General features: G+C 51.4%; 14 protein-coding genes. 6 read left to right on the top strand and 8 right to left on the bottom strand.

Going from position 1 to position 21,328, the window contains the following annotated elements:
* Positions 1-243: 243 nt before the first annotated feature.
* A complete protein-coding gene (locus AAGJ81_01360; GenBank protein ID MEM0964783.1) occupies positions 244-894 on the bottom strand; it encodes an RraA family protein in 651 nt (216 codons plus the stop codon).
* Between the two features lie 9 nt (positions 895-903).
* On the bottom strand, positions 904-1,695 hold the full coding sequence (locus AAGJ81_01355; GenBank protein MEM0964782.1) for an SDR family oxidoreductase: 792 nt from the start codon (positions 1,693-1,695) through the stop codon (positions 904-906).
* 558 nt (positions 1,696-2,253) lie between these two features.
* Between AAGJ81_01355 and AAGJ81_01350 the strand changes: the two genes are divergently transcribed.
* Genes AAGJ81_01350 through AAGJ81_01325 form a run of 6 tightly spaced genes read left to right on the top strand, consistent with a single transcriptional unit; the run spans position 2,254 to position 11,071 of the window.
* A complete protein-coding gene (locus AAGJ81_01350) occupies positions 2,254-4,629 on the top strand; it encodes a hypothetical protein (protein MEM0964781.1) in 2,376 nt (791 codons plus the stop codon).
* Positions 4,630-4,667: 38 nt separating this feature from the next.
* Positions 4,668-6,296: a glycoside hydrolase family 43 protein gene (locus tag AAGJ81_01345; GenBank protein ID MEM0964780.1), complete on the top strand. Its 1,629-nt coding sequence runs from the start codon at positions 4,668-4,670 to the stop codon at positions 6,294-6,296.
* A complete protein-coding gene (locus AAGJ81_01340) occupies positions 6,293-9,733 on the top strand; it encodes a hypothetical protein (GenBank protein MEM0964779.1) in 3,441 nt (1,146 codons plus the stop codon). Before AAGJ81_01345 ends, AAGJ81_01340 begins: the two co-directional genes overlap by 4 nt.
* A gap of 9 nt (positions 9,734-9,742) precedes the next feature.
* The gene (locus AAGJ81_01335; GenBank protein MEM0964778.1) at positions 9,743-10,417 is read left to right on the top strand and encodes a hypothetical protein; all 675 of its coding nucleotides are present in this window, start codon (positions 9,743-9,745) and stop codon (positions 10,415-10,417) included.
* Between the two features lie 51 nt (positions 10,418-10,468).
* Positions 10,469-10,621 carry a hypothetical protein gene (locus AAGJ81_01330; GenBank protein MEM0964777.1) on the top strand — a complete coding sequence of 51 codons (153 nt, stop codon included), beginning with the start codon at positions 10,469-10,471 and terminating at the stop codon, positions 10,619-10,621.
* Entirely contained in the window at positions 10,622-11,071 is a 450-nt protein-coding gene (locus AAGJ81_01325; GenBank protein ID MEM0964776.1) for a tagaturonate epimerase family protein, read from the top strand.
* 123 nt (positions 11,072-11,194) lie between these two features.
* On the opposite strand, the gene AAGJ81_01320 is transcribed toward AAGJ81_01325, so the two are convergent.
* From AAGJ81_01320 to AAGJ81_01295, 6 genes are all read right to left on the bottom strand, one after another.
* Entirely contained in the window at positions 11,195-13,366 is a 2,172-nt protein-coding gene (locus tag AAGJ81_01320) for a glycoside hydrolase family 3 N-terminal domain-containing protein (GenBank protein ID MEM0964775.1), read from the bottom strand.
* 161 nt (positions 13,367-13,527) lie between these two features.
* The gene (locus AAGJ81_01315) at positions 13,528-15,984 is read right to left on the bottom strand and encodes a sodium/solute symporter (protein ID MEM0964774.1); all 2,457 of its coding nucleotides are present in this window, start codon (positions 15,982-15,984) and stop codon (positions 13,528-13,530) included.
* A gap of 12 nt (positions 15,985-15,996) precedes the next feature.
* Positions 15,997-16,716 (bottom strand): type II secretion system protein, encoded by a 720-nt coding sequence (locus AAGJ81_01310; protein ID MEM0964773.1) that lies wholly within the window; start codon positions 16,714-16,716, stop codon positions 15,997-15,999.
* A 25-nt stretch (positions 16,717-16,741) separates the two neighbouring features.
* Positions 16,742-17,818 (bottom strand): Gfo/Idh/MocA family oxidoreductase, encoded by a 1,077-nt coding sequence (locus AAGJ81_01305; GenBank protein ID MEM0964772.1) that lies wholly within the window; start codon positions 17,816-17,818, stop codon positions 16,742-16,744.
* On the bottom strand, positions 17,815-20,406 hold the full coding sequence (locus AAGJ81_01300; GenBank protein MEM0964771.1) for a hypothetical protein: 2,592 nt from the start codon (positions 20,404-20,406) through the stop codon (positions 17,815-17,817). The genes AAGJ81_01305 and AAGJ81_01300 overlap by 4 nt, the downstream gene beginning before the upstream one ends.
* A 110-nt stretch (positions 20,407-20,516) precedes the next feature.
* On the bottom strand, positions 20,517-21,245 hold the full coding sequence (locus tag AAGJ81_01295) for a hypothetical protein (protein ID MEM0964770.1): 729 nt from the start codon (positions 21,243-21,245) through the stop codon (positions 20,517-20,519).
* Positions 21,246-21,328 lie beyond the last annotated feature (83 nt).

Here is a 21,328-nt window from a genome sequence, read left to right as displayed (position 1 = left end):
CGCGGGGCAACGCTGCTCCATCGGCTCCTGCGCCCGTCTCGCAGAGATGCGGCGTGGATCGAAGTTCGCAGCGTTACAGGCCTTGGGTCGTATCTCGATACGCTCCCAAGGCCTGCGCCTCGCGCTGCTTCGATTCATGCCTGCACCAAATACGCCAGAATTTTTTCGAAGTGGTATAAGTCGGAGAGAAAACGGATGATGCTCTGTTTTGGCTGCTTTCCTTACACCGCACCAAGCCTGAGATCATATCACTTGGTACCGATCATATGCTTCCCGTAAAGTAGAACCGCGCAATATCGCTGACCGCATAGCATCCTCTTTGTCTGCGATATCAAGCGCGCGATTCAGGACTTCCTCTGCCTCCTTGGCTGGTATTACCAAACAGCCATCGGTTTCGCCAAAAATATAGTCTCCGTTTTTTACCGTAACACCACCACACGTAATCGGTTGATCATATTGCAACACAGTCTGCCGATTCTTTGAATTGCGAACGTTCATTCCTCGTGCATAAACTGGAAGACCCAGATCGCGGATCTTTCTGACGTCACGCACAAAGCCATCGATTACTGCACCAGCTGCTTTTCTGCTGTAAGCAACCGTGCTAAACAATTCTCCCCAAAAAGCACAGGTATCAACTGAGCTAGTATTGACAACAACAACCTCCTCTGGCTTCAAAGAATCCACCGCATCAATCTGGACATCGAAAGGCTTTTCCATGGGAGAATCTACGGGCACCGAAAGCATCGTCCGAGCTCGTCCGAAAAGAACCCTTTCTTGTGGTATCGGCCGAATGCCGCGATCCATCACTTGATTAGTGAGACCCAATTCATCAAGAATGTCGGAAATCACAGCGACGTATAGCCGTTCTCGAACAGCGGTGAAATCGATTGGCATATTACAATCCTACTCCCGGGGTTGAGTTCCAAAAACCGCATATCCTCCGTCGCAACGAATGTCAGTAGCGGTAATGTTTGCGGCGGCGTCGCTTGCCAAAAAGACAAACGTGTGGGCCACTTCTTCTATGGTGCCGACCTGTCCTCGCGCATGTATTCTATCGAAGGCTAGACGAGCTAACTCTTTGTCCGAAGCATTTTCCTCGATGAAACGCACCATCATCGGAGAGTTTACCGCTCCCGGAGATACCGTATTCACCCGAATCTGCTCCTCTCCCAATTCGACACCAAGACCATAGGAAAGGGCGATGAGACCTCCCTTGGTAGCACCATAAGCCGCCACACCTCCAATGCCATTGTGGGCGGTGACGCTGGCCATGTAAGTGATACTTCCTCTCCCATTCGCCTTCATATGAGGGATTGCGTATTTGCTGAGAAGTATCGCCGCACGAAAGTTCACACCGAGTAGACTATCGATTGTTTCTATTTCCATATCCTGCACCGGGCCCACTGGCATAATACCAGCGTTGTGAACCAGAGTATCCAGCCCTCCTAGCGCAACTGCACTGTCCGATACAAACCTCTTTACCTGCTCTGCGTGCCGCAAATCAACCACCTGGTTGAAAACCTTGCGTCCAGTCTCTTCCAGCGCATCAACTGACTTTTTCAGTTCCTCTTCATTGAGATCGCAAACAGCTACATCTGCGCCCGCTTCGGCCATTGCCAAAGCAATTCCGCGGCCGATCCCATCACCAGTTCCCGTAATGATGGCCCGTTTTCCATCCAAGAGTCTTTCAAACATAATGAGTACCGGAGTTCGTAAGGGTAATAACTCGCTAGGTCATCGATCAACGCACGGGTGAATTCAAGAGATGCACCGTAAGGACACTCAAATGCAATTTTAGGAAATTTGATCCGCAAATTGTCTAAAGGGCACTTCGATTAACCTCCTTTGGACGTGACAAGAGCAATTTTAGTTCTGAGCAAGGCGACGGCTTCGCTTGGCGGGCTAGAAGCCCGTCTGCGAAGCCGCAACGCGGCTCAAATCCAAAAGTGACTCGCCCCCAAGGGGTTGCGGCAGCACCGGTTCCGGGCAGCGTTAGCGGAGAGGTCCGAGGGCCTCTGGCCCACAAACCTCTCCGCAGCCTCACCCGGATTCCGCCGGTGCCGTAATCACAAGCCAAAAAAGGTTAATCGAAGTGCCCTAAATTTCACCAGAACTTTTTCCTATTTCCGCCTACGATTACGCAAATAGGAATTTTTGCATTCCTAAAAGTTAAGTATATTTTTCCATAACTTTTATTACCCCTCATACAAAGCGGTGTATTCTTTGCGTAAGGAACCCAAATTTAAGAAAGAAATGCCTCCAGTGATTGGATCAGCTGATTTTGGTCAGTCCTGCTTTTCAGATACCGGGAAACGGCTGGGTATCGTGCTAGTTTGCTGCGCAGTTACAGTTCTTTTCAGAGTCGGGGTGAATGGAGATGAACCGCGGCTTAAGGAGACTCAAGTGAAAGGGCTTGAACAAGCAGTGGTCTCGCTGGCGTTAGAGAACGCTTCGAGATTCCGAGAAGCTGGAGATATCAAAATTGCTGACGCTCTGGAGAGACAAGCTAAAGGGTTTCGGCTTGGGAGGGATAGCCCACTTCGCGCGGTCCCGAAGAATCTGCTGCCTACGGTTCCAGAATGGGAGGGAAACCCGTATGTTGAGGGAGCACTCGCCGAGATCGACAGTCAGCTCTCCAAACCAGACAAGGAGTTTTTGTTGGGTGAAGCTGGAGTCAAACAGTTCATTCCAGGGGAGAGCGATGTGCCTCTGAAGTCCCGGACAATCGCCGACGAAATGAGACTTTTTGCGTGGGCAGGGCTTCACCCAAAGAGCCCCTACAGAGGCGATCCAGAGGTACTCAAACGAGCGTTGCGGCGGGCTCATGCCTACACCGATGCATACAATCGGACCGAAACGATGGTTCAAGACCTCCGCATCAATGACTTCTTCGCCTGCTACTCGATGATGGATGCTCTACTCATTCTGAAGACCGGCTGTCCAGACCTTCTTCTGCCGATCCAAAGAGAACGCTGGGATGAGACCGCCGAACGCGCGGGTGCGTTTTGGTATGCGTTTATCGATGACAATCACAACGGCTGGTATTCCGAAAACAACCCTCGCGGATTTGGCAGTTTCTGCAACCACAACGTCACCGAAGGTATGATCGTCCAATTCGCCGGCATGTACCTCGGGAACGAGAAGTACAAGGAGGTGGGTTCTCGTGTGGTCGCGATGCAAAGAGACAACCAGTATCCAGACGGTGCTTTCGCCTACATTCGAAACCAGAATGAAATTCTTGGTTATCACGGCGTCAACATCGAGAAGTTTGTAAGGCATTACGAATTGACGGGTGACCCAATAGCAAAAGAACTCCTACTCAACTCCCGGAACTACTACCCCCTCACTGTTGAACCGGGAAACACAAACGAATGGTGGTCGAATCCGGTCTGGAAATACCAATGGAATTCTTCCGGATACGGTCCCTATCAGGATATCATCGCTGGGATCACCGGATGTCCCTACAGCAAAGCCATCGCCAAACAGGAGCTGGAGTATCGGGGCGGAAAGATCAATCACATCATAGCGGCTCCCTACTACCGTTCTAGTATTGAGGCTGCCGATCTACCGACGGACTTTTTTGTTTTCGACCGTAATATCCAAGGACCCCGCAGTCGTTTCGGACGATTTGCCACTGCGATGGTAGGCAGGGACTATGGTAACGACGATTCGGGTAAAATGGCTTTCGCAGGTTGTATGGTCATCGACCCGATCGATCATCGAAGACATCCTTTGAATGCCGCGGTTAAGGCAATCTATCCACGAGTCCGCTTGAGAGACAATTCTGAGGATTGGAGAGACTGCGCTTACCTCTCCCACGACGAAAGAACAACCGTCAGCACAGGCCATTCCTTCGGTTCGCTCGCCACCAGTCACGATCTTGCCCGAACTGCCCCAGCGCAGGCTACCTTCCCGGTTGATTGGAGCGCGAACCAACAGTGGATCAGCCTCCCGGATCGTATCATCGGGATGGTGGAAGTTTTTCCAAAGGACGGGCATCAGAGTGCCTATGGCGTTAGCGGACGCATCCGACTCGGTTATGGACGCGCCGGGCCTCTTCGCCCAAAGGAAATGGAAAAAGTCGACGATCTGAATTATGAGTACGGTGACCTAAAAATCCGACTCTACGAAAACAATTACGAAGGGATCAGCACAGAGGTCTCCGGAATTCTTCGAGACAGCGCCCGCAACGCTACCGAGATTGTTCTTACCGATTCTCCCGAAGGCGAGTCCGAACGGCGGCGATATTCCGAGGACGAAAGGCGCTTTTTCACCGTGGAAGCAATGCCGGAGTGGGCGGAGCCAGCCGATTCTGTTGAGGTTATTCGCGAGGGCGACGTGCGCGGCCTTGAAATCGCTGTTGAAACCAGTCGCTACTTGATCCTTCACAACATCAGTGACGAAGACGCGAGTTACACGGCCGACCTTGCCAGCTGGCGGCTCGGGAATCCCGTCTTTCAATTCGAAGTGAATGCAGACAACTCAAACTCACCAGTGCAGCCCATCCGCATCATGGAGTTACGCCCAAACCTCACGATTCCCCCTCATTCACACTTCGTTTTGGCGACTAGTCCCAACCCGGAAGACCTGCAGCCAGGACTCTACGACTTTGGCCAACTTCTCCTTTAAAACTGTTTACCACCTTCCAGCGAACATCTCAGCAAAGAGTGCAATACACCAATCCAGTTCTCCCCGGTTTTTATCCCGACCCAAGCGTATGCCGGGTGGGCAGTGATTTCTATCTCGTCACAAGCACCTTCGAATGGTTTCCGGGTGTTCCGATTTTCCACAGCGAAGACTTGATCCACTGGTCCCAAATCGGTCACTGCTTAACCCGTAAAGAGCAACTCAATCTAGAGGGTATAAAATCCTCTGGCGGCATCTATGCTCCCACTATCCGCTACCACGAGGGTCTATTCTACATGGTGACTACCAACACCACGGGAATCGGTAATTTTTTTGTTACCGCGACTGATCCAGCGGGTGAGTGGTCAAACCCAATCCCGGTGGCCCAAGGCGGCATTGATCCATCTTTATTTTGGGACAGCGACGGCAGAGCGTATTTCGTTTCCAATTCTCTATTGGAAGGCGATCTCGAACAAGGGATCTACCTCCGTGAAATCGATACCGAAACAGGCAGACTACTCGGAAGGGGGCCCACTTTTCTATGGAAAGGTACAGGAGGAAAGTTCCCCGAGGCACCCCACTTGTATCGTCGAGGTGATTGGTACTACCTACTCATTGCTGAAGGCGGCACTGAGCTCACCCACAGGGTATCAATAGCCCGCTCGAGAAACGTTTTTGGACCTTACGAATCGTATGAAGAGAATCCGATTCTTAGTCATGCCGGCTCCATGCATCCAGTGCAGTCCACTGGTCACGGCGATCTTGTTGAAGATAGTGCCGGAAACTGGTGGATCGTTTTCCTTGGCGTTCGACATGTAGGCTACCCCCTCGTTCATCACCTAGGTCGCGAAACCTACCTTGCTCCAGTCTCGTGGAATGAGAAAGGCTGGCCAATCGTCAACGACGAAGAATACGTCGACTTGAAAATGACGGTTGATCGACCGCTACGCTCGTATTCTGGACCAGAGACCCCCGTTAGGGATAAGTTTTTAAATGATACGCTCCGTCTTTGCTGGAACTTTAGGCGCAATCTCTCTGGAGAGGCATGGAGCGTTGATCCAAGAGCCGGAGAATTAAGCCTTCATTGCCTGCCTGGAAATTTGGACGGAACGGACGAAACCGCTCTTATTGCCCGCAGACTCCAGCACTTTGAGGCCAGAGTAGAACTGGAGTTCGAGTTTTCTCCAAAAGCTAATGGAGAGGAGGCTGGACTGGTGGCGGTGATGAACGAAAAGCATCACTGCGAAATTCTCGTTACTTTGCGAAACCACGAAAGCGTTCTCCTCTTCAGGAAACGCTGCGGATCGCTAGTCAACGAGTATCAGGTGGAAATTCCTGTTTCCCGCACCAATCGATTGAGACTATCGGCGAAAGAAGAGACGCTTTATTTCTACGCAATCCCGGAAGGGGGAAATCCTATTCAAGCCGGGATGATGGAGACACGTCTTCTGAGCACAGAAGTTGCCGGGGGCTTCACTGGCCTTTATGTTGGCATGTATGCTAGCTCCAACGGCAATAAGAGTCACAACAATGCGATCTTCCATTGGTTCGATTACGAACCTGCTGGTGGCCCACGCGAATGGGACCGTTCTTTCGTTTCAACTGAACAAACACTAAATCACTCCGACGACGAGAATTCTCTCCTTTTTCAACCCAGCAGTATGTCATGAAAACCTACCCAAAAACCACCAGACCCTCCACCCAACGAGGTTTTGCACTCGTGATTGTCCTTTCATTGATGGCTTTCGTGCTTCTCCTGTTAGTGAGTCTTTCCTCACTAGTCAGCATCAATACAAGCTCAGACCGACAGGTTTTGAAAGAAATGCAGGCGCAACAGAATGCGATACTTGGTGCCCAGCTTGCTGTAAGTAAACTCCAGAGATCTACCGGACCAGACCAGCGAGTGACCGCCCGGGCCGAGATTCTCGACACCCAACCGGAGTCCTTGACTGCGGATGAAATCAACCACCCTTTTTGGATTGGCGCTTGGAAAACTTTTGATCCGGACAACCCCAACTCAACCCTCGAAGGAGGCTTGCGGGACTGGAGCTACAACACTGAGGGTGCGGACTGGTTGGTTTCGCAACCGTCCTCAGGCAACACTGATCCAAGAACGACCCCCCAAAACGACGGCGTGGTCCTCGCAAGAGATTTAGTGGGGAACGATGGTAATTTGGTCACCGTCCGTGCGCCCGTCGTCGATTTCGGCAACGACTCGTCTCAGTACGCTTTTTGGATAGCGGATGAGGGATTGAAAGCAAAAGTGACCCAGCTCAACCCTTACTCCGAGGTTATTCCAGGGCGCACCCTAGAGAACCAGCTCAACTTTCTCTCTCCTACCAGAACCGCTCCGGAGCTGAACGATAGGGTCAGTGAGATCTTTGACGACCAATCCTCCACTCTCGGTAGGGTGGCTTTGTATGATGATTTCCTTTTTTTGGTTAGGGAAGAAGGCCTTGATGACTCTGTTTTTGATACTCTCAAAGAGTATTCTCAAGACTACACGACGGGGTCCTTTGGAATTCTTGCGAACGTCAAAGACGGCGGCCTACGGAAAGACTTGACTCGTGGGCTTGACGACCAGTTTGTTGCCAATCTCGGTATGAGAACTTCGCCGGGAGACAATTTGCTCTACGAGGACACTGTAAACAGGGTCTACGGCCCGAATTGGGATGTGCTCGCAGCTCACTATCAAATGTACAGACCGAGAGTTCCCGCTGTCGCTCGTGTGACTAACGGGCAGTTCGGTGGATACGTAAACACAAGCGTTTCAGGTCCTTTGGGCATTCAAAACCCTAGTAGTCCCGTTCCATCAGTCGAACCGCGTCTTTCAGGCGTAGAGAAAGGCATCCATCACATCTACAACGATGATTCCAGCTATTTCAGAACGGCTCCGGCTCTTCGGGGTGCTGATCGCGGAATCCCCGTCCAAAAACAAATCATGCCTATCCTACTTAGCGTAAGGCTGGACATAGGATTGGAGAGCTACAGATTTAACGCAGGCGATGAGACCAACCCTGAGGAGCGTGGGGGTCTCCGTCTTCGCTTTTACCCAACTGTTGTGCTCTGGAATCCGTACAACGTAGCAATTAGCGAACAAGAATACAAGGTGCGGTGGAAGACTTGGATAAACACTGGCGCCTCTGTTCGTTTCGCCGACGCAGTAACAGAGGATGAGATCGGGGAACTAGGAATATGGTTAAACGGAAGTCTGGGAGGAAACGGAGGCCAGGGTATAGTTTGGATGAAGACCGAACCGATCGTGCTCCAACCGGGGGAGGTAAGAGTATTCAGTGTGCCCGCCGCCCGGATTGGTCAAACCGTTCCAGACAACTGGCAGCTCGAATTGGTTTCTGGGGGAACTACAAGCTCCGATTCGTATTACGTTGCCGATTTGGTGGACAATCAGAATGGAACGAAAACGCAATGGAAAGAACCAGGTGAAGAATGGATACAATGGGATAACGACGATCTACCTCCACCCTGGCAGGGGATTGAACTCGTTCCTGGAGAAGACCCGGAGGTGCAATTTTCCTATCGAGTGGCGGGGGCAATGGCAAACCTGGAAAAACGGTTTAGGTCTTTTGCCATTTGGTTTTCTGCTCCGAACCTCAACGCAGCACCAATTAAGACTTCCACTGGTTCTGAAGCGATCGCCTACCTCGCACAGAACTTTACTATTTCAATCGACGAACCTAAGACTCTTGACTTGGGTTTGTTTGAGGATTTGGGATCGAAAATTTCAGGTTCGATTCTCAAAATCAACGGCCTCGATGAAGCTAGGGCCCCGACTTTTGGTCAGATCAACTTGCGGCGGAGTCAGGACAGAGAAGATGGCACTGGCCAGCCTCCCTTATTCTACGGCAGCATTTATGAGGTGGATGCGGGCATAAGTTCAAATCTCGATATTGTCCATACGGACGGAAAGGGCTATTGGGGCGAAACGAGTGGTGCAACCGGCGAGCAGAACATTGTTGCTTTTGACATTCCGCGGCTTCCGCTACAGTCGCTGGGTGCGTTGATGCATGCAGAGGGTGGCTACGACGACTGGGCTCCCAACTATGTAATTGGCAACAGCTATGCGTCGCCATTTATTCCGAGAAACTCCCGATTTGCAGAACCAGCTTTCGTCGATCTCTCCCACTATGCAAATGAGGCTCTTTTTGACGGCTATTTCTTCTCCACCGTTCCAGCGCCGAACCGAAATATAACGCGCACCGCACCCTTCAATGAGGTTTTCGACCAAGATTACATCAATAGTGAATCACCCTTGCCCAATCCGGGGATGATCCCAATCTCTCCGGTTGGTTCAACTCCGCTTCTATCAGATCTCCAAGATTTCGATACCGCTGCGGAAAACCTTCGGCTGGAAGGCGCCTTCAACATCAATTCTACCTCTGTCCCGGCGTGGGAGGCGGTGCTGGGATCGCTCAGAGGGCAGGCTATGCAGGTATACTCCGTGGAATCCGGTGCCACAAGCCAAGTCAATTCGACGCAAATGCAGAATCCCTTCCCGAGGATGGCAACGCCGCTCGGCACCCCGACGGACACGTGGACAGGCTTCCGGACTGTCACCGATTCGCAGATCAACCAACTAGCGACTGCGATTGTCGAAGAGATCAAGAAAAGAGGCCCCTTCCTGTCGCTCGGAGATTTTGTCAATAGGCGGCTGAGTAGCACGGAATTTGGTTTCAAAGGTGCTTTGCAGGCCGCGATCGATTCTACAACGATCAACAATTCACTGACGAACGCACAGATCTTGGATAATTCGAAGTTTCCTAACGCTGAGAACCTGGTGAGCGGGAACGGGATCAACCAACCGATTTGGCTCTCGCAAAACGATCTTCTTGTCGCCCTTGCACCTAAAATTTCCGCTCGGAGCGACACGTTTATCATCCGCTCCTACGGTTCCACCAACAGCGGAACCGGCCAAGGGAAAACTTCGGCTTGGTGTGAGGTGACGGTTCAGAGAAGTCCACAATTTGCAGATAGTTCGGCGAATCAGCCAAGCGATGACCCGTCCAATTGGTCGTCAATCAACGCCGAACTAGGACGGGCGTACGAGATTGTCGACTTCCGCTGGATCGATGATCCGAGTTTGAATTAGGAACACACGATGCAAAAACGCCTTCCCCTCATAACCGCTTTCTTGGCAGTGCTCGTCTCTCCTTGTCAGAGTGTAAGTGCTCTCCCGGAAGAGGAGGAGATCGTTAAGGTGGAGTTTCAGGTTCTGAGTATAGATGGAACAATTCGCGATCTTTCCTACCTGACTGGAGATGGTACACTGAGCCCTCTCGTCGCCTTCGATGGTTCCCGGTCTTTTACATACGAGTATGAGGGGCCGCCCTTCCTACGAATTTACCCGGACGATGCAGTGGCGGGGACCCCACCGAAAGCAGTCGTTGATCTAAAAGATGTAGCGAAGAAGAGCCTTCTATTAATTTTTCCGCAAGACGACGGAGAGATTTCCGTGGTATTAATACCCGATGGCGAAGATGTTCATCCTCTAGGAAGTTATCGCTTCTTCAATCTCACAGGATCACCAGTCGCCGTCGTTGCGAACGATTCGCGCCACATGTTAAAGCCAATGTCAGACTACTTGGTTGAAGTGTTTCCAGAGAACTCGGACGAAAGCACCTGTCGCATCCGCGTTGCCATCGAAGAGGAAGGTACATGGAAGATGCTCTACGCGAACACATGGATTGGGTCCTCCGATTCTCGTTTTTTGGCGATTATCAAGAACGAAGACGACGGGAAGGTGATCATTCGTCGGATTAGGGATACAATCTGAGATTCGTTCGATGTGGCAGGTTTCGTCGGCGAAACATCGAATTCTGCGGAGATGACGGCTTCCATATCAGCCAATCGAAAATGCATCGCCCAAGTCGAGATACTCGGTATCTCCGAACCACTTGTAATCTCCGAATACACGCTAACGGAGGTCGCCGGAAAGTTCCTCGCTGCAGTCGAAGCAGCCCCAATGATTTACGATTAAATCGTTGCGCTCAATAGAGAGGGAAACTTCGTCATAGAGGTATCCATCGACGAAACCGACTCTCCACAAACACCAACCGAACTTTTCCTCATCCTGTCGATGATTGCAGCGGAAAAGGTTCCAGCCCAGTCTATCGCACCTAAATTTACCGGACGGTTTAACAAGTGCATTCAATACGTGTGTGACCTCGACCAGTTTGAGAAGGAATTTGAAGAGGACCTGTTTGTCATCGCGTTTGCGATTAGAGAGTTTCGCCTTCCGGATTCACTGAAACTCAGTGTCCACTCGGGTTCCGATCTGTTCGCTATCTATCCAGCCATCAACCCACCGATCAAGAGGCACGATGCTGGACTCCACGTCAAAACGGTCGGCACGACTTGGTTAGAGGAAGTCATCGGCTTGGCCGAATCGGGGGGAGGTCTTACCATTACTGAGGAAGTCTACGCATGAGCTTACGGTCGCTTCGAATAGTTGACTGGTCCCTACGCGACAGGGATCGATATTTAGAAGAGTGCTCTGTATCTATGTCTCTCAAACGTAGGGCTCGACCTTGCGCCGATGCAGTACGAACGGTTACGCCCCGTCAAGGTCTAGTTCACCCTTAAGCGGTGCCCGTCCCATCAATTCAACGGATCGTGGGTCGGGCTGGGAACCGCCGACCGAAAACCGTAACACTCCCTTGAAAGGGTACCGTCTACCGGCTGCATCAATCAGGGACAGAGAAGCAACCGGAATCGTAAAGGAGATCTCTTCTCTCCCACGAGGTGGAAGCGATAGGCGTTGAAAAGCTTTGAGTTCCCGGATCGGCACACGTTCTTCGGAATGCCAATGGGCGTACACCTGGATGACTTCATCTCCTTTTCGCTCACCCAAGTTGGCCACACCCACTTGGATCACCACGTCTTTTCCTATCTGTTTAATTCGCAAATCCTCGTATCCAAAATTCGTGTACGAAAGTCCATAGCCAAAGGGATAAGCAGGCTGGCCGCTGAAAAATCGATAAGTTCGATTCTCCATCGAGTACTCTTCAAAAGGGGGCAGATCGCTCGTGTTCCGGTAAAAAGTGAGGGGCAGACGGCCGGCAGGATTTTCGTCACCGAAAATAGTTGCCGCAACCACATCTCCAGCCTCCGCTCCAGGATACCAGCAATGCAGGAGCGGCAGTCCGAGGCGCTCCAAGGTTGGGCTGACAACCGAAGATCCTGCAAACATGAGGACTACGACGCTAGTGCCGGTTTCAACGACTGTCTCGATGAGTTTCTCCTGACAAGCAGGCAGCTCCACTTGGAGTTTGTCCCCACCGGCCTCAGCGTTGAAAGCATCGCCAGCCTCTCCTTCGATACTTGGATTCAGGCCGAGACAAAGGACCACGATATCAGATCGGGATGCGATGGCAGCGGCTTCGGCATAGCGATCATCGTCTTCCGCGCAGACTTCGGTTCGGCTCGATAGATGCTCGCATCCCCGTCCATGCCAAACCCGACAGGATTCAGAAACCGCACGCTGAATTCCTTCGAGGATCGTGATCTGCCGGGTCGGCGTGCCGTGGTAGTTTCCGAGAAGTATGTCCCGGGCATCGGCATTCGGGCCAATCACTCCGATATTACTAATTGCCTCCTTCTCAAGAGGGAGGAAACCCCTATCATTCTTGAGTAGAACGAGAGATTCTCGGCAGGCTTGACGGGCTTCTTCAAGGTGTTCGGGGCACTCAATACACTCGTAAGGACTGTCTGCTAGGGGAACCTCAGATGGATCATCGAACATACCCAAGCGGAGTTTTACCAATAGTTGATTGTAAACCGCACGATCTACCTCGGCCTCTTCGAATAGACCGCGCTCATCCGCTTCCACGATGGCTACCGAAAGATCGCTGGAAAATCCAACGGCCACGTCGACCCCGCTGTTGATCACTTTCGCGACCGCCGTTGGAAGATCGGGAACTGTCTTATGTTCCTCGTAAAGAGCTTCCGGGGCTCCGGCATCCGTAACTATGACACCGTCGAAGCCCCACTCTTTGCGCAAAACCTTCCGAAGTAACTTACGGTTGGTCGCGCAGGGTTCTCCATTGTAGGCGTTGTAGGCTGTCATAATCGACTGTGCGCCTGCTTCGATACATGCTGGGAACGCCGGTAAGTAGGTTTCCCGGAGATCTCTCTCGTCGGCAACGCTATTGAAGGATAACCGGGTCAGCTCGGGACCCGAGTGAACCGCAAAGTGTTTTGGGGTTGCGACCGCTTGGAGGAAACGCGGGTGTTTCCCCTGCAACCCCTCGACATAGGCAACTCCCATCCGAGCGGTCAAAAAAGGATCCTCTCCGTAGGTTTCGTGCCCTCTTCCCCAGCGCGGGTCACGGAAGATATTTACATTGGGCGACCAGTAGGTAAGCCCTTTGTAGGTGCCAAAGTCCCCTCTTCGAAGACTTTCGTGATGTCGTGCTCGCCCCTCCTTCGCGATGATATCCGCCATGCGGGAAACCCGTTCGGTATTGAAGGTCGCCGCCATTCCGATTGCTTGCGGAAATACGGTTGCCGCACCGGAACGAGCTAGACCGTGAAGAGCTTCGTTCCACCAAACATAAGGCAAAACCCCAAGTCGAGGAATCGCTGGGTTTCGATAGTTCAACTGACCAATCTTCTCTTCCCAGGTCATGGCAGCCACAAGCAACCGAGCTCGCTTCTCGAAACCGATTTCAGGGTTTAGCCAAGCCGATTTTTCCGGTGTCAATTCTGGTTCAGTAGGTTCCATTACGGAGTAATTCGATTGCGTCGACTCGGATTTGGTTGCGAATAAGGATCAAAGAGGAAAGATCGTTTCTCACTGGTGGCCACTGATTGGCACAACCAAAACGCAGTCGCCGTCGGGAAGAGATGCTTTGATTTCTCAGACTTCCTACGGCTTTTCAGATTTCACTTGCGGCTGAAAACAGTTAGCCCGGTCAGATCCTTCGAAGGATCTCTGGGAAGAATCATACTAACCAGATATCCCACCACCATGCAGCTTACAACTGCGATGGGGACGTAAAACACCCAGTGGAAGGCCGTCATATTCTTTGCGTAAATAACGATCGCGATACTTGCGATTGCTCCAATAAAAGCTCCACCGCTGTGGACTCGTTTGGTAAACATACCGACAATATAAATGCCGACGAAACCGCCGCCGAGGAGAGCTACGGCTTCATTCCAAGTTTTGAAAATCGAGGTAAGATCCATCTGAGCCATGTAGAAGGCGATTCCAGTTCCGATCACTCCAACGACCAGGGAAGAAACCTTCATGAGAATTAAACGGGACCGGTCGGAACTATCTCGTTTAATTCTACGATAGAAATCCTCTGAGATCAGGGTTGCCACAGAGTTCATGCTACTCGAGAGCGTTGACATCGATGCTGCGAAAAGAGCAGCAACGATCAGACCAGCGATCCCTACCGGGAGAGATTGAACGATGAAGAGAGGAACCACTTGGTCGTTCGACATCGTTGGATCAAGAGTCTCCGGAAACGAATGGAAGTAAGCAAAAATTGATAGTCCGACCAGATTCACTGCCGCCGCGATTGCGATCCCGCAAAAGACAGCCATCCCGGCAAGCTTCTTCATCTCCTTTTCTGGTGTCGCAAAAACTCTCTGAATTGAGGGCTGGTCCGCAACAAAACCCAGTTGCTGCATTAAGAGAGCAAAAATGGAGATGGAGATGATCGGTACGGTGTAGTCGAAACTGAAGATCGCGTACTGAAACCTGTTGAACTCCTGGTTGACCGCGACAAAATCGCCGACTCCACCCGGTAGCGAACCAATCGCTATTGCGGAAATGAGCAAAGCCCCGAACAGCATGAGTATCCCTTGGCAAACGTCGGTCCAGATTACCGCCTCAAATCCGCCAACCGCAGTATAGATCGTGGTCATGACCCCCATCATCAGGACACTGAGTCCAACGTCTAACCCGGTTACCGCTGAGATCGCCAGAGCTGGGAGCAGCAAGACGATCGACATGCGACCAACGACTTGAAACGCAATACACTGCAAACTCGCGAGATACCGTAATGCCGGGTGATAACGACGCTCCAAGTATTCGTAAGTCGAGGTCAGCGACAAATTCCTCAGAAGCGGATAGATTATGTAGGCCTGCAGAAAAAAGATGGGAATTAGAAAAAGAACCGGAAAAAACCAAACTAAATTGCTGCGAAACGTCAGGGCCGGAATCGCCATGAAGCTGATCGAGCTAGCCCCTGTGGCAAACATACTGATCCCCGCAGCCCACCACTTCACTCTCCGGTTTCCTAAGGCAAACTCCTCACTGGTATTTTGCTTCTTTGCAAAGTAAACACCGATCCCAGCCATGAGAATGAAATAGACAATCATGACGCTGTAATCAGCGAAAGAGAGTTTCTTGATCTTTGACTCCAGCTGGATCTCCCAAAACACCTCCTCTCCAGCCTCATCCTCTCCCAATAGGACGATCTGATCGGCGAGTGGGATGAGGACGAGCGGGGTGACTCCAGCGGGCAAGTCTCCTTTTTCGACCCAAGTATTCGTTACCGTGTGATAAGCGTAGACCGGTGTCGATCCATCGTCATTCTGCTCTCCTCCTAGGGCAATCAAATGTGCTTGACCGGAAAAGTAAACGAGCGCCCCAGTAGGATCGAACGGCACTGAACCCAAATCCTTCCACCCCCGGTGAGTGGTGCCGTCGATTGGCTTTATAGTGTAAGACCACGCTTGATACACGCCTTCTCCGGACTTACCGAATACAAGTAGCATATCATCGTGGGTCAAAAAAAGAGGCTTCTCTTCTAAGAAGCCCGGAAACGGTTCGAGTTCCTGCCAACTCGAATCCGCTTCTTCCAAGCCCAGCCGGAAAAGCTCCATCTGCGCACTCTCCGAATCATCAATCACCTTCCCAAAGACGTACAGATCGTCTCCCTGAACCTGTGCCACCGGACTCTCAAAGACCTCAGGGAGCTGTGGAAGCACTCTCTCTACCAAGACATCTTCCTCATCGAGAGCAAGATATAGCGGTCTTGATTGAGAATCTCCATCTCCTGAGTCCAGAAGAATGACACCGTCCTCGTAGGGAATACCAATGGGATTACCGGATCCTTGCCAAAAGTCTTCCTTTTGAAGAATCTTCTCTCCTGAAACCTTCCGAATCGTTAGGGAGTCAGCAGGCGAATCGGAGCTACTAAAGATCCAATACCGCTCTCCACTAGGCACTACAGTGTCACTTGATGATTCCACACCTGGTAACCCTCCAGGCCACTGGGAAAGGCGTAGACTATCCTCCTCGTCTACAGCAAAGGAGGGAACAGTTCCGAAAAAGAGATAAAGAAGTGCAATGAAGCCAAAAGGGGTCTTACGCGAAACGAGGATCATTGCACTAGTCAATCAGTCTTCCCAGAACCAGATCTCTGGTTTCACACTTGAACCTTGGTTGCCCTCCAATAGCTCCACCCGGTAGTCACCGAATAAGTAAAGTGCAGCTCCTCCCGGACGAGAGGCGCGATATTGGGAGGCGACCAGAGGATCGACAGTTGGTTCTACACTGGGATTCAAGTCATATCTGCCACTTCCTGGAACGTCAGTTACCTCAGTCACCAACACCATCTTCGCCAACTCGGGGACTTTTGTAGTGTAACCCATCCATGATGCAGCACCACCGAAAGTCCGTAACATGTGAGGATTTGGGGCAAATCCAAGGTAGCGAGGATCTCCCTCCGGTGACTGGTCAGCAGACTCGGAATACCAAGTATCTCTTCGATTGTAGTTGTAGATTGATCGCGGATTAAAATTTTCGGGAGGATCCATGTAGCGATCAACTGCTTCGTAGAAATTCCATCGATCCGTCTGGTCGTCACCATCCAATTTAGTTCCTCGGATTGGAGTTTCCGGATTGGGAAGACGTCCATTGTTGTCGGCGACATGCATCGCAATTGCGTGACCAATAGATTTTATTTTGGCCATGTCTTTGGTTGTTGCCGAACGCTCACGGATATTACCAACGACTGGGATCAAAATTGCTGAGAGAATCCCGACAATCGCGATCACAGTGAGAAGTTCAATGAGGGTGAACGCACCGGAGGGTCTTTTGTGACTAGGTATTTTCATTTGGGGTAGTGGCTTAGGGTTGGGTTCAGTAAACGAAAGATCGGTCCAATCGAACGGTCTCTCCGGTTTCCGCAGCTTCTTGTAAAGCTGCGATAATTCGGAGTGAATCTACAACAACTGAGTCCGGAGTCTCGTCGACCGGTCGGATTCGGGTCGTTACCGTTCTATGGAAGATATCCCACTGGTAAACCTGGCTCAATTTGTCGTTTGAGATCCGCAGTGTCTCAATCGGCATACCGTCTGAACAGTCTGGAGTAGACAACGACAAATAGGTAAACTCTTGAATCCTCGCGCGGATCGGATCACACGGCATCATCGTTGGGTTTCGATAGATAGTCCCGTTTTCAAAATACAACGTCATCGAAGTGCTCTGGCGCTCTGGCGAGATCGTCCAACCGTCGAAAGTGTCAGCCATCGCACCGCTTTTAAACTTGATGCACAAACGTGCCATATCCGGAGTTGGACGCTTCGTAAACATGCGGGTCTGCATGACCTGAATCGATTCCGGTTCTCCAAAAACCCGCAGCATGTCGTTGATTCCGTAGATGCCCAAACGAAAGATTGGAGCAGCTGGACAACGGTCTGGATCGTCATACCACGTGCCGTCAGCCTCCTCTACTGCTTTATACCAACACTCATGGTGACCAGCAACAGGCTTACCGAGATCATATTGCTCCCTCCATCGATTAATAATCTGAAAGTCCTCAGAGTTGGTCGCATTGGGTGAATTGAGATGAACGATACGGTCCAAGGCTCTTGCTTCCTCCAAAACAGCCGCTGCTGCTCCAGGATCGAGCTCGAACGGTTTAGTGGTCATCACGTCCTTTCCTGAGCGGATGATTTGCCGAATCAAATCCGCGCGGCCGTTAGGTCCGGTGATCAAAATTACTACAGGGACGGACTTGTCTGCGAGTAGCTGATCCAGGTGGTGGTAGGCTGCAACATTGTATTGATGTGCAAGTCGATTACACAGATCTGCGTCCTGATCGCACACGGCAGCCAGCTCGATAAAATTGGCTCCTGGTCCACGAAGAATCTGCCCTTCAATGATCTTCCTGCCAAAGTTCAATCCGACCAAACCCGCTCTCAATTTCCGTGTCATCTTTCCACGATGTTGGTTTTGATGGGAAGAGACCTTTGGAAACCCGATAGAGACCAAGAATCGTTTACTTTGGTTATTGAGAATTCCTCTTTTGCGATCGGATCGAGTTCCACACGGGTCCGACCTTCGGCGTCTTTCTGAAAGGAAAGGAGATCTGTCTGGTCGCTCCACTCGATCCGTAGTTCCGTTTGGTCTTCGTTCCAAATGGTCTTGGGAAGCTCGTCGCCTTCCCGAAACGGCAGGAGGAGGATCTTAAAGTTCGGCTCCACAGAGCGGCTGGGAATGACAAGGCGTTTATCCAGTCCAAAGGAACGACCCTCAGGCTTGAGCATGTCGATTCGCTCGACAGTTTCGAGCCGAGGAGAACCCCTCGTGTGGTAATCGCGATTCAGTGCGGGCTCAGCTTGTTCGAGAACCCGGACGAGTAAGGCCCGTTCACCTTTGTCCAGACGCTGAAAACCCCATCGGACCCGCTGACGCGGACGATCGTCCGCCAAAACAATATCGGCTTCTTCCATTCGGGCGACCGCAGTGTCCAATCCCATCTGCATTTGCCACACATATTCGTGCTCTTCCTCGCTTTTCCGGATGTCGTCTACTACGATCACGTAAGGGTGATCACCTTTCCGAAAAAGGATGGTTCGATAAGCGTATTGTACCGGATTGTGGGAGACTCGCGTCGGGATCGGGTCCTCATCCCAGAAACGGGCACTGATGAAATCCTTGTAACCTTTGTGGTGGTTCGCGACGACCTCCCTCGTCTCTGGACCTTTCTCAACACCTGCGTAGTCCTCTACAAACTGTTTGCTTTGCTCCGCGTAGGATTTCCATCGGTCAAAGTTGAACCGTGGAGTAACCGCCGGGTCAGGATTCTTCGTGATAATCGGCTTAGGCCAAAACCAATCATAAGCATCCTTGAGGTTGACGGAAGCAATAAGGGCCTGGTCCGAATCGTCGAATTCCAACCACTCCACCGGACCAGGCTGGAAACCCTGACCTGCCCCATCAATCATGACGACGTTATGATACCGTGATTCGACGGACCGAAAGTTGTCTTTGGCCCAGACGCGGCCCAACGCACTGAAGTTGAAACTGCCCCGATCTGCGTGTTCATGACCGTGCATGAAGGAATCCGGGCGAGCCTCGAACTGCAGATAAGCAGCATCCTCGTCCCAAGAGTTACGTGCGGCAACGAATCCACGATCCTCATCGAACCAAGTTAGCGGTAATCCAAGTTCTTGGATTTCAATTTCAGCCCCTTCGCTATCGGCGGCTGCGATCATCGGGAGAAGCATGTGGAAATTTCTCTGGAAAGTCGTGCCTCCGTCCTCTTTCAGCATCTGCTGCCAAAGCAATTCTATCCCTGAATCCTCCGGATAAAAGTGCCGCAAGAGGGCGAGATTATAAACCGCGGGTCCACGGTCACCTCCGTCGCCGTAACTCGTCCATTGCGCCCCGAATGGCTGCAAGGTGTGCAGGTACCACTCGTTCATCGCCCGATAGTGTTCGTGAGTGAAGTAGTTGTCTCCCCGCCGGGCTGCAGCGAGCATGAATGGGCTACCCCAAACAAATCCGAACTGAGTGTAACCGACAGCCTCAGTAGAACTACCCATGGGGGTAATCCCATAGGTCAGGTAGTCGTTCAGTATTTCGACACCCATCTCGTAGACACGCTCGTCGTATCCCGGTTCACCCTCTATCGAAAGAGCCAGAAGTGGCTGCCCAAGACCGACCATGACCCAATTCCATACTCTCCAGTTTTTCGGCATGGCGGCGCCCAGCCAGACCTTTCCGTTCGTCACCAAAGCGATCACGCTCCTCACTTGGTTTTTCTGCAGATTGGTCATGAAGGGCGCAGTAAAGTCGTAGGCGTATCCAAGTAAGTGATACCCGACCAGTTTCCGCACCCCCTGATCCTCCTTCGCAGATCCAGTATGCGGTCCAGTCACCTTGACCCGCCAAACATCGTCCGAAAGTTCCCCAACGGAGAACTGCTCTTCAATCGCCGGCTCTATCATCTTCGCATAGGACGCGACCGCTGCGGCACAACGTCTTCCCGCGGCTCTGTCGTTATGAATGAGACAATCGAAAGCATGCAGGACGATTTCGTAGAGAAGATAAGGCTGGTAGTGGCCCGGCCTTGAGTTCGGCTTGTTGTCTTCGTTCCAGACTCTTTTCGCCTCGTCGATATCGCCTTCGACCAATGCCTCGTAAAACTCGTTCTCCCAAGTACCTCTAGCCAAAATGCTTTCATTCACTCGTTTGCGTAGAGTAGCTAGCATCTCACGTCCATCTTCCGTGTTTTCAAGTCGCTCCCGGATCTGAGGAATATCCTCCGGGCTGAAAAGGACCCGTGGATGTATTCCTGGCTCAGGAACAGCCGTCAACCGGTCAAAAGCAAAACCATCGTCATCATGCTGCCAATCAACCACTGGAGGGGGCGGATACGGATAGACGCCATCCAGGATCTCGTCAGCGCTAAGTTCACCCGGAAGCCGATCGTAAGGTTCAGCTGCTACCGAAAACCGCATTGCCGATGCAGCAAACAATGGAACCACAAAAAGTAGCTTTCTGTTCCTGTCTCTCACGGTTCTAGTTGTAGAGTTCTTATAAAAAAGTGATAAATCTCCGATTTGGTCTGAGTCCTGATCCGCTTCTACCCTTGAAACGGCTTGGTCGATCAGCCCGCCAACGTTACCTACTCCACTAGCTCGATCGAGAAATCAGCAACCGTGTAGCCATCACCACTGATCTGTAACTCCTCGTTATTGGTTAAAATGTAAGCAGAATCCCAGCGGTTCGTGAACCGAACAAACTTGTCAGATCGGTTCGTCTGCCCGTCCCAAGTCAAAGTCATTTGGTATTCCTCACCCCCCTCTTCATGCTTTCCAAGAAGCTCTAGCTCCAAAGCGATTTCAGGCTCTCTACCCGTGAAGACGGTTTCGGAGACTCCCCCAAGCGGCACGCTACTAAACGGCTCTCCCATACCAAATTGGTTGCGGGAGTCACCGAGCCCGCCGAATCTCGAATCCGTCCGAAACCCAGGCGTGCCGTAGCCAAGCGACGCGTGCGCAGTGCTTCCGTTTCCCTCTTCACTACGAAAACCAAAACGGAATGAGTTGTTGAACCCTATGGAAGTTTTTACGCCCTCCAAACGGAACGACATTCGCAGTTTCTCACCCTCCCTGAGCGTGACTGGACCGAAAGATGTCCTCATTCCAATGTCTGAACGAGAGTCGCTCTCGTCTCTGAATTGAACGGTGAACCCGGAGAGACTCACCGAACTTACGTCGGCATCTACATCGCTGCCAATTCCACTCCAGACACTATGTCTAACACTCGAATCAGCATATGTAGAAAGACAGGCGAACGAAACTGATGTAATAAACACAATCAGGCTTTCCTGCGTTATTTTAAGAATTTTCATCTCCGAAAAATATTAAGTTTTACTATTGCCAATTTAACCCGCGGATGTGTCCGACAAAGCATAAGCTTTTTTGTAAAAGTGAG

Source organism: Verrucomicrobiota bacterium, assembly GCA_038744685.1.
Lineage (GTDB): Bacteria > Verrucomicrobiota > Verrucomicrobiia > Opitutales > Puniceicoccaceae > Puniceicoccus.
The sequence above is the reverse complement of the archived record's forward strand: the minus strand, read 5'-3'. Positions and strand labels throughout refer to the sequence as shown.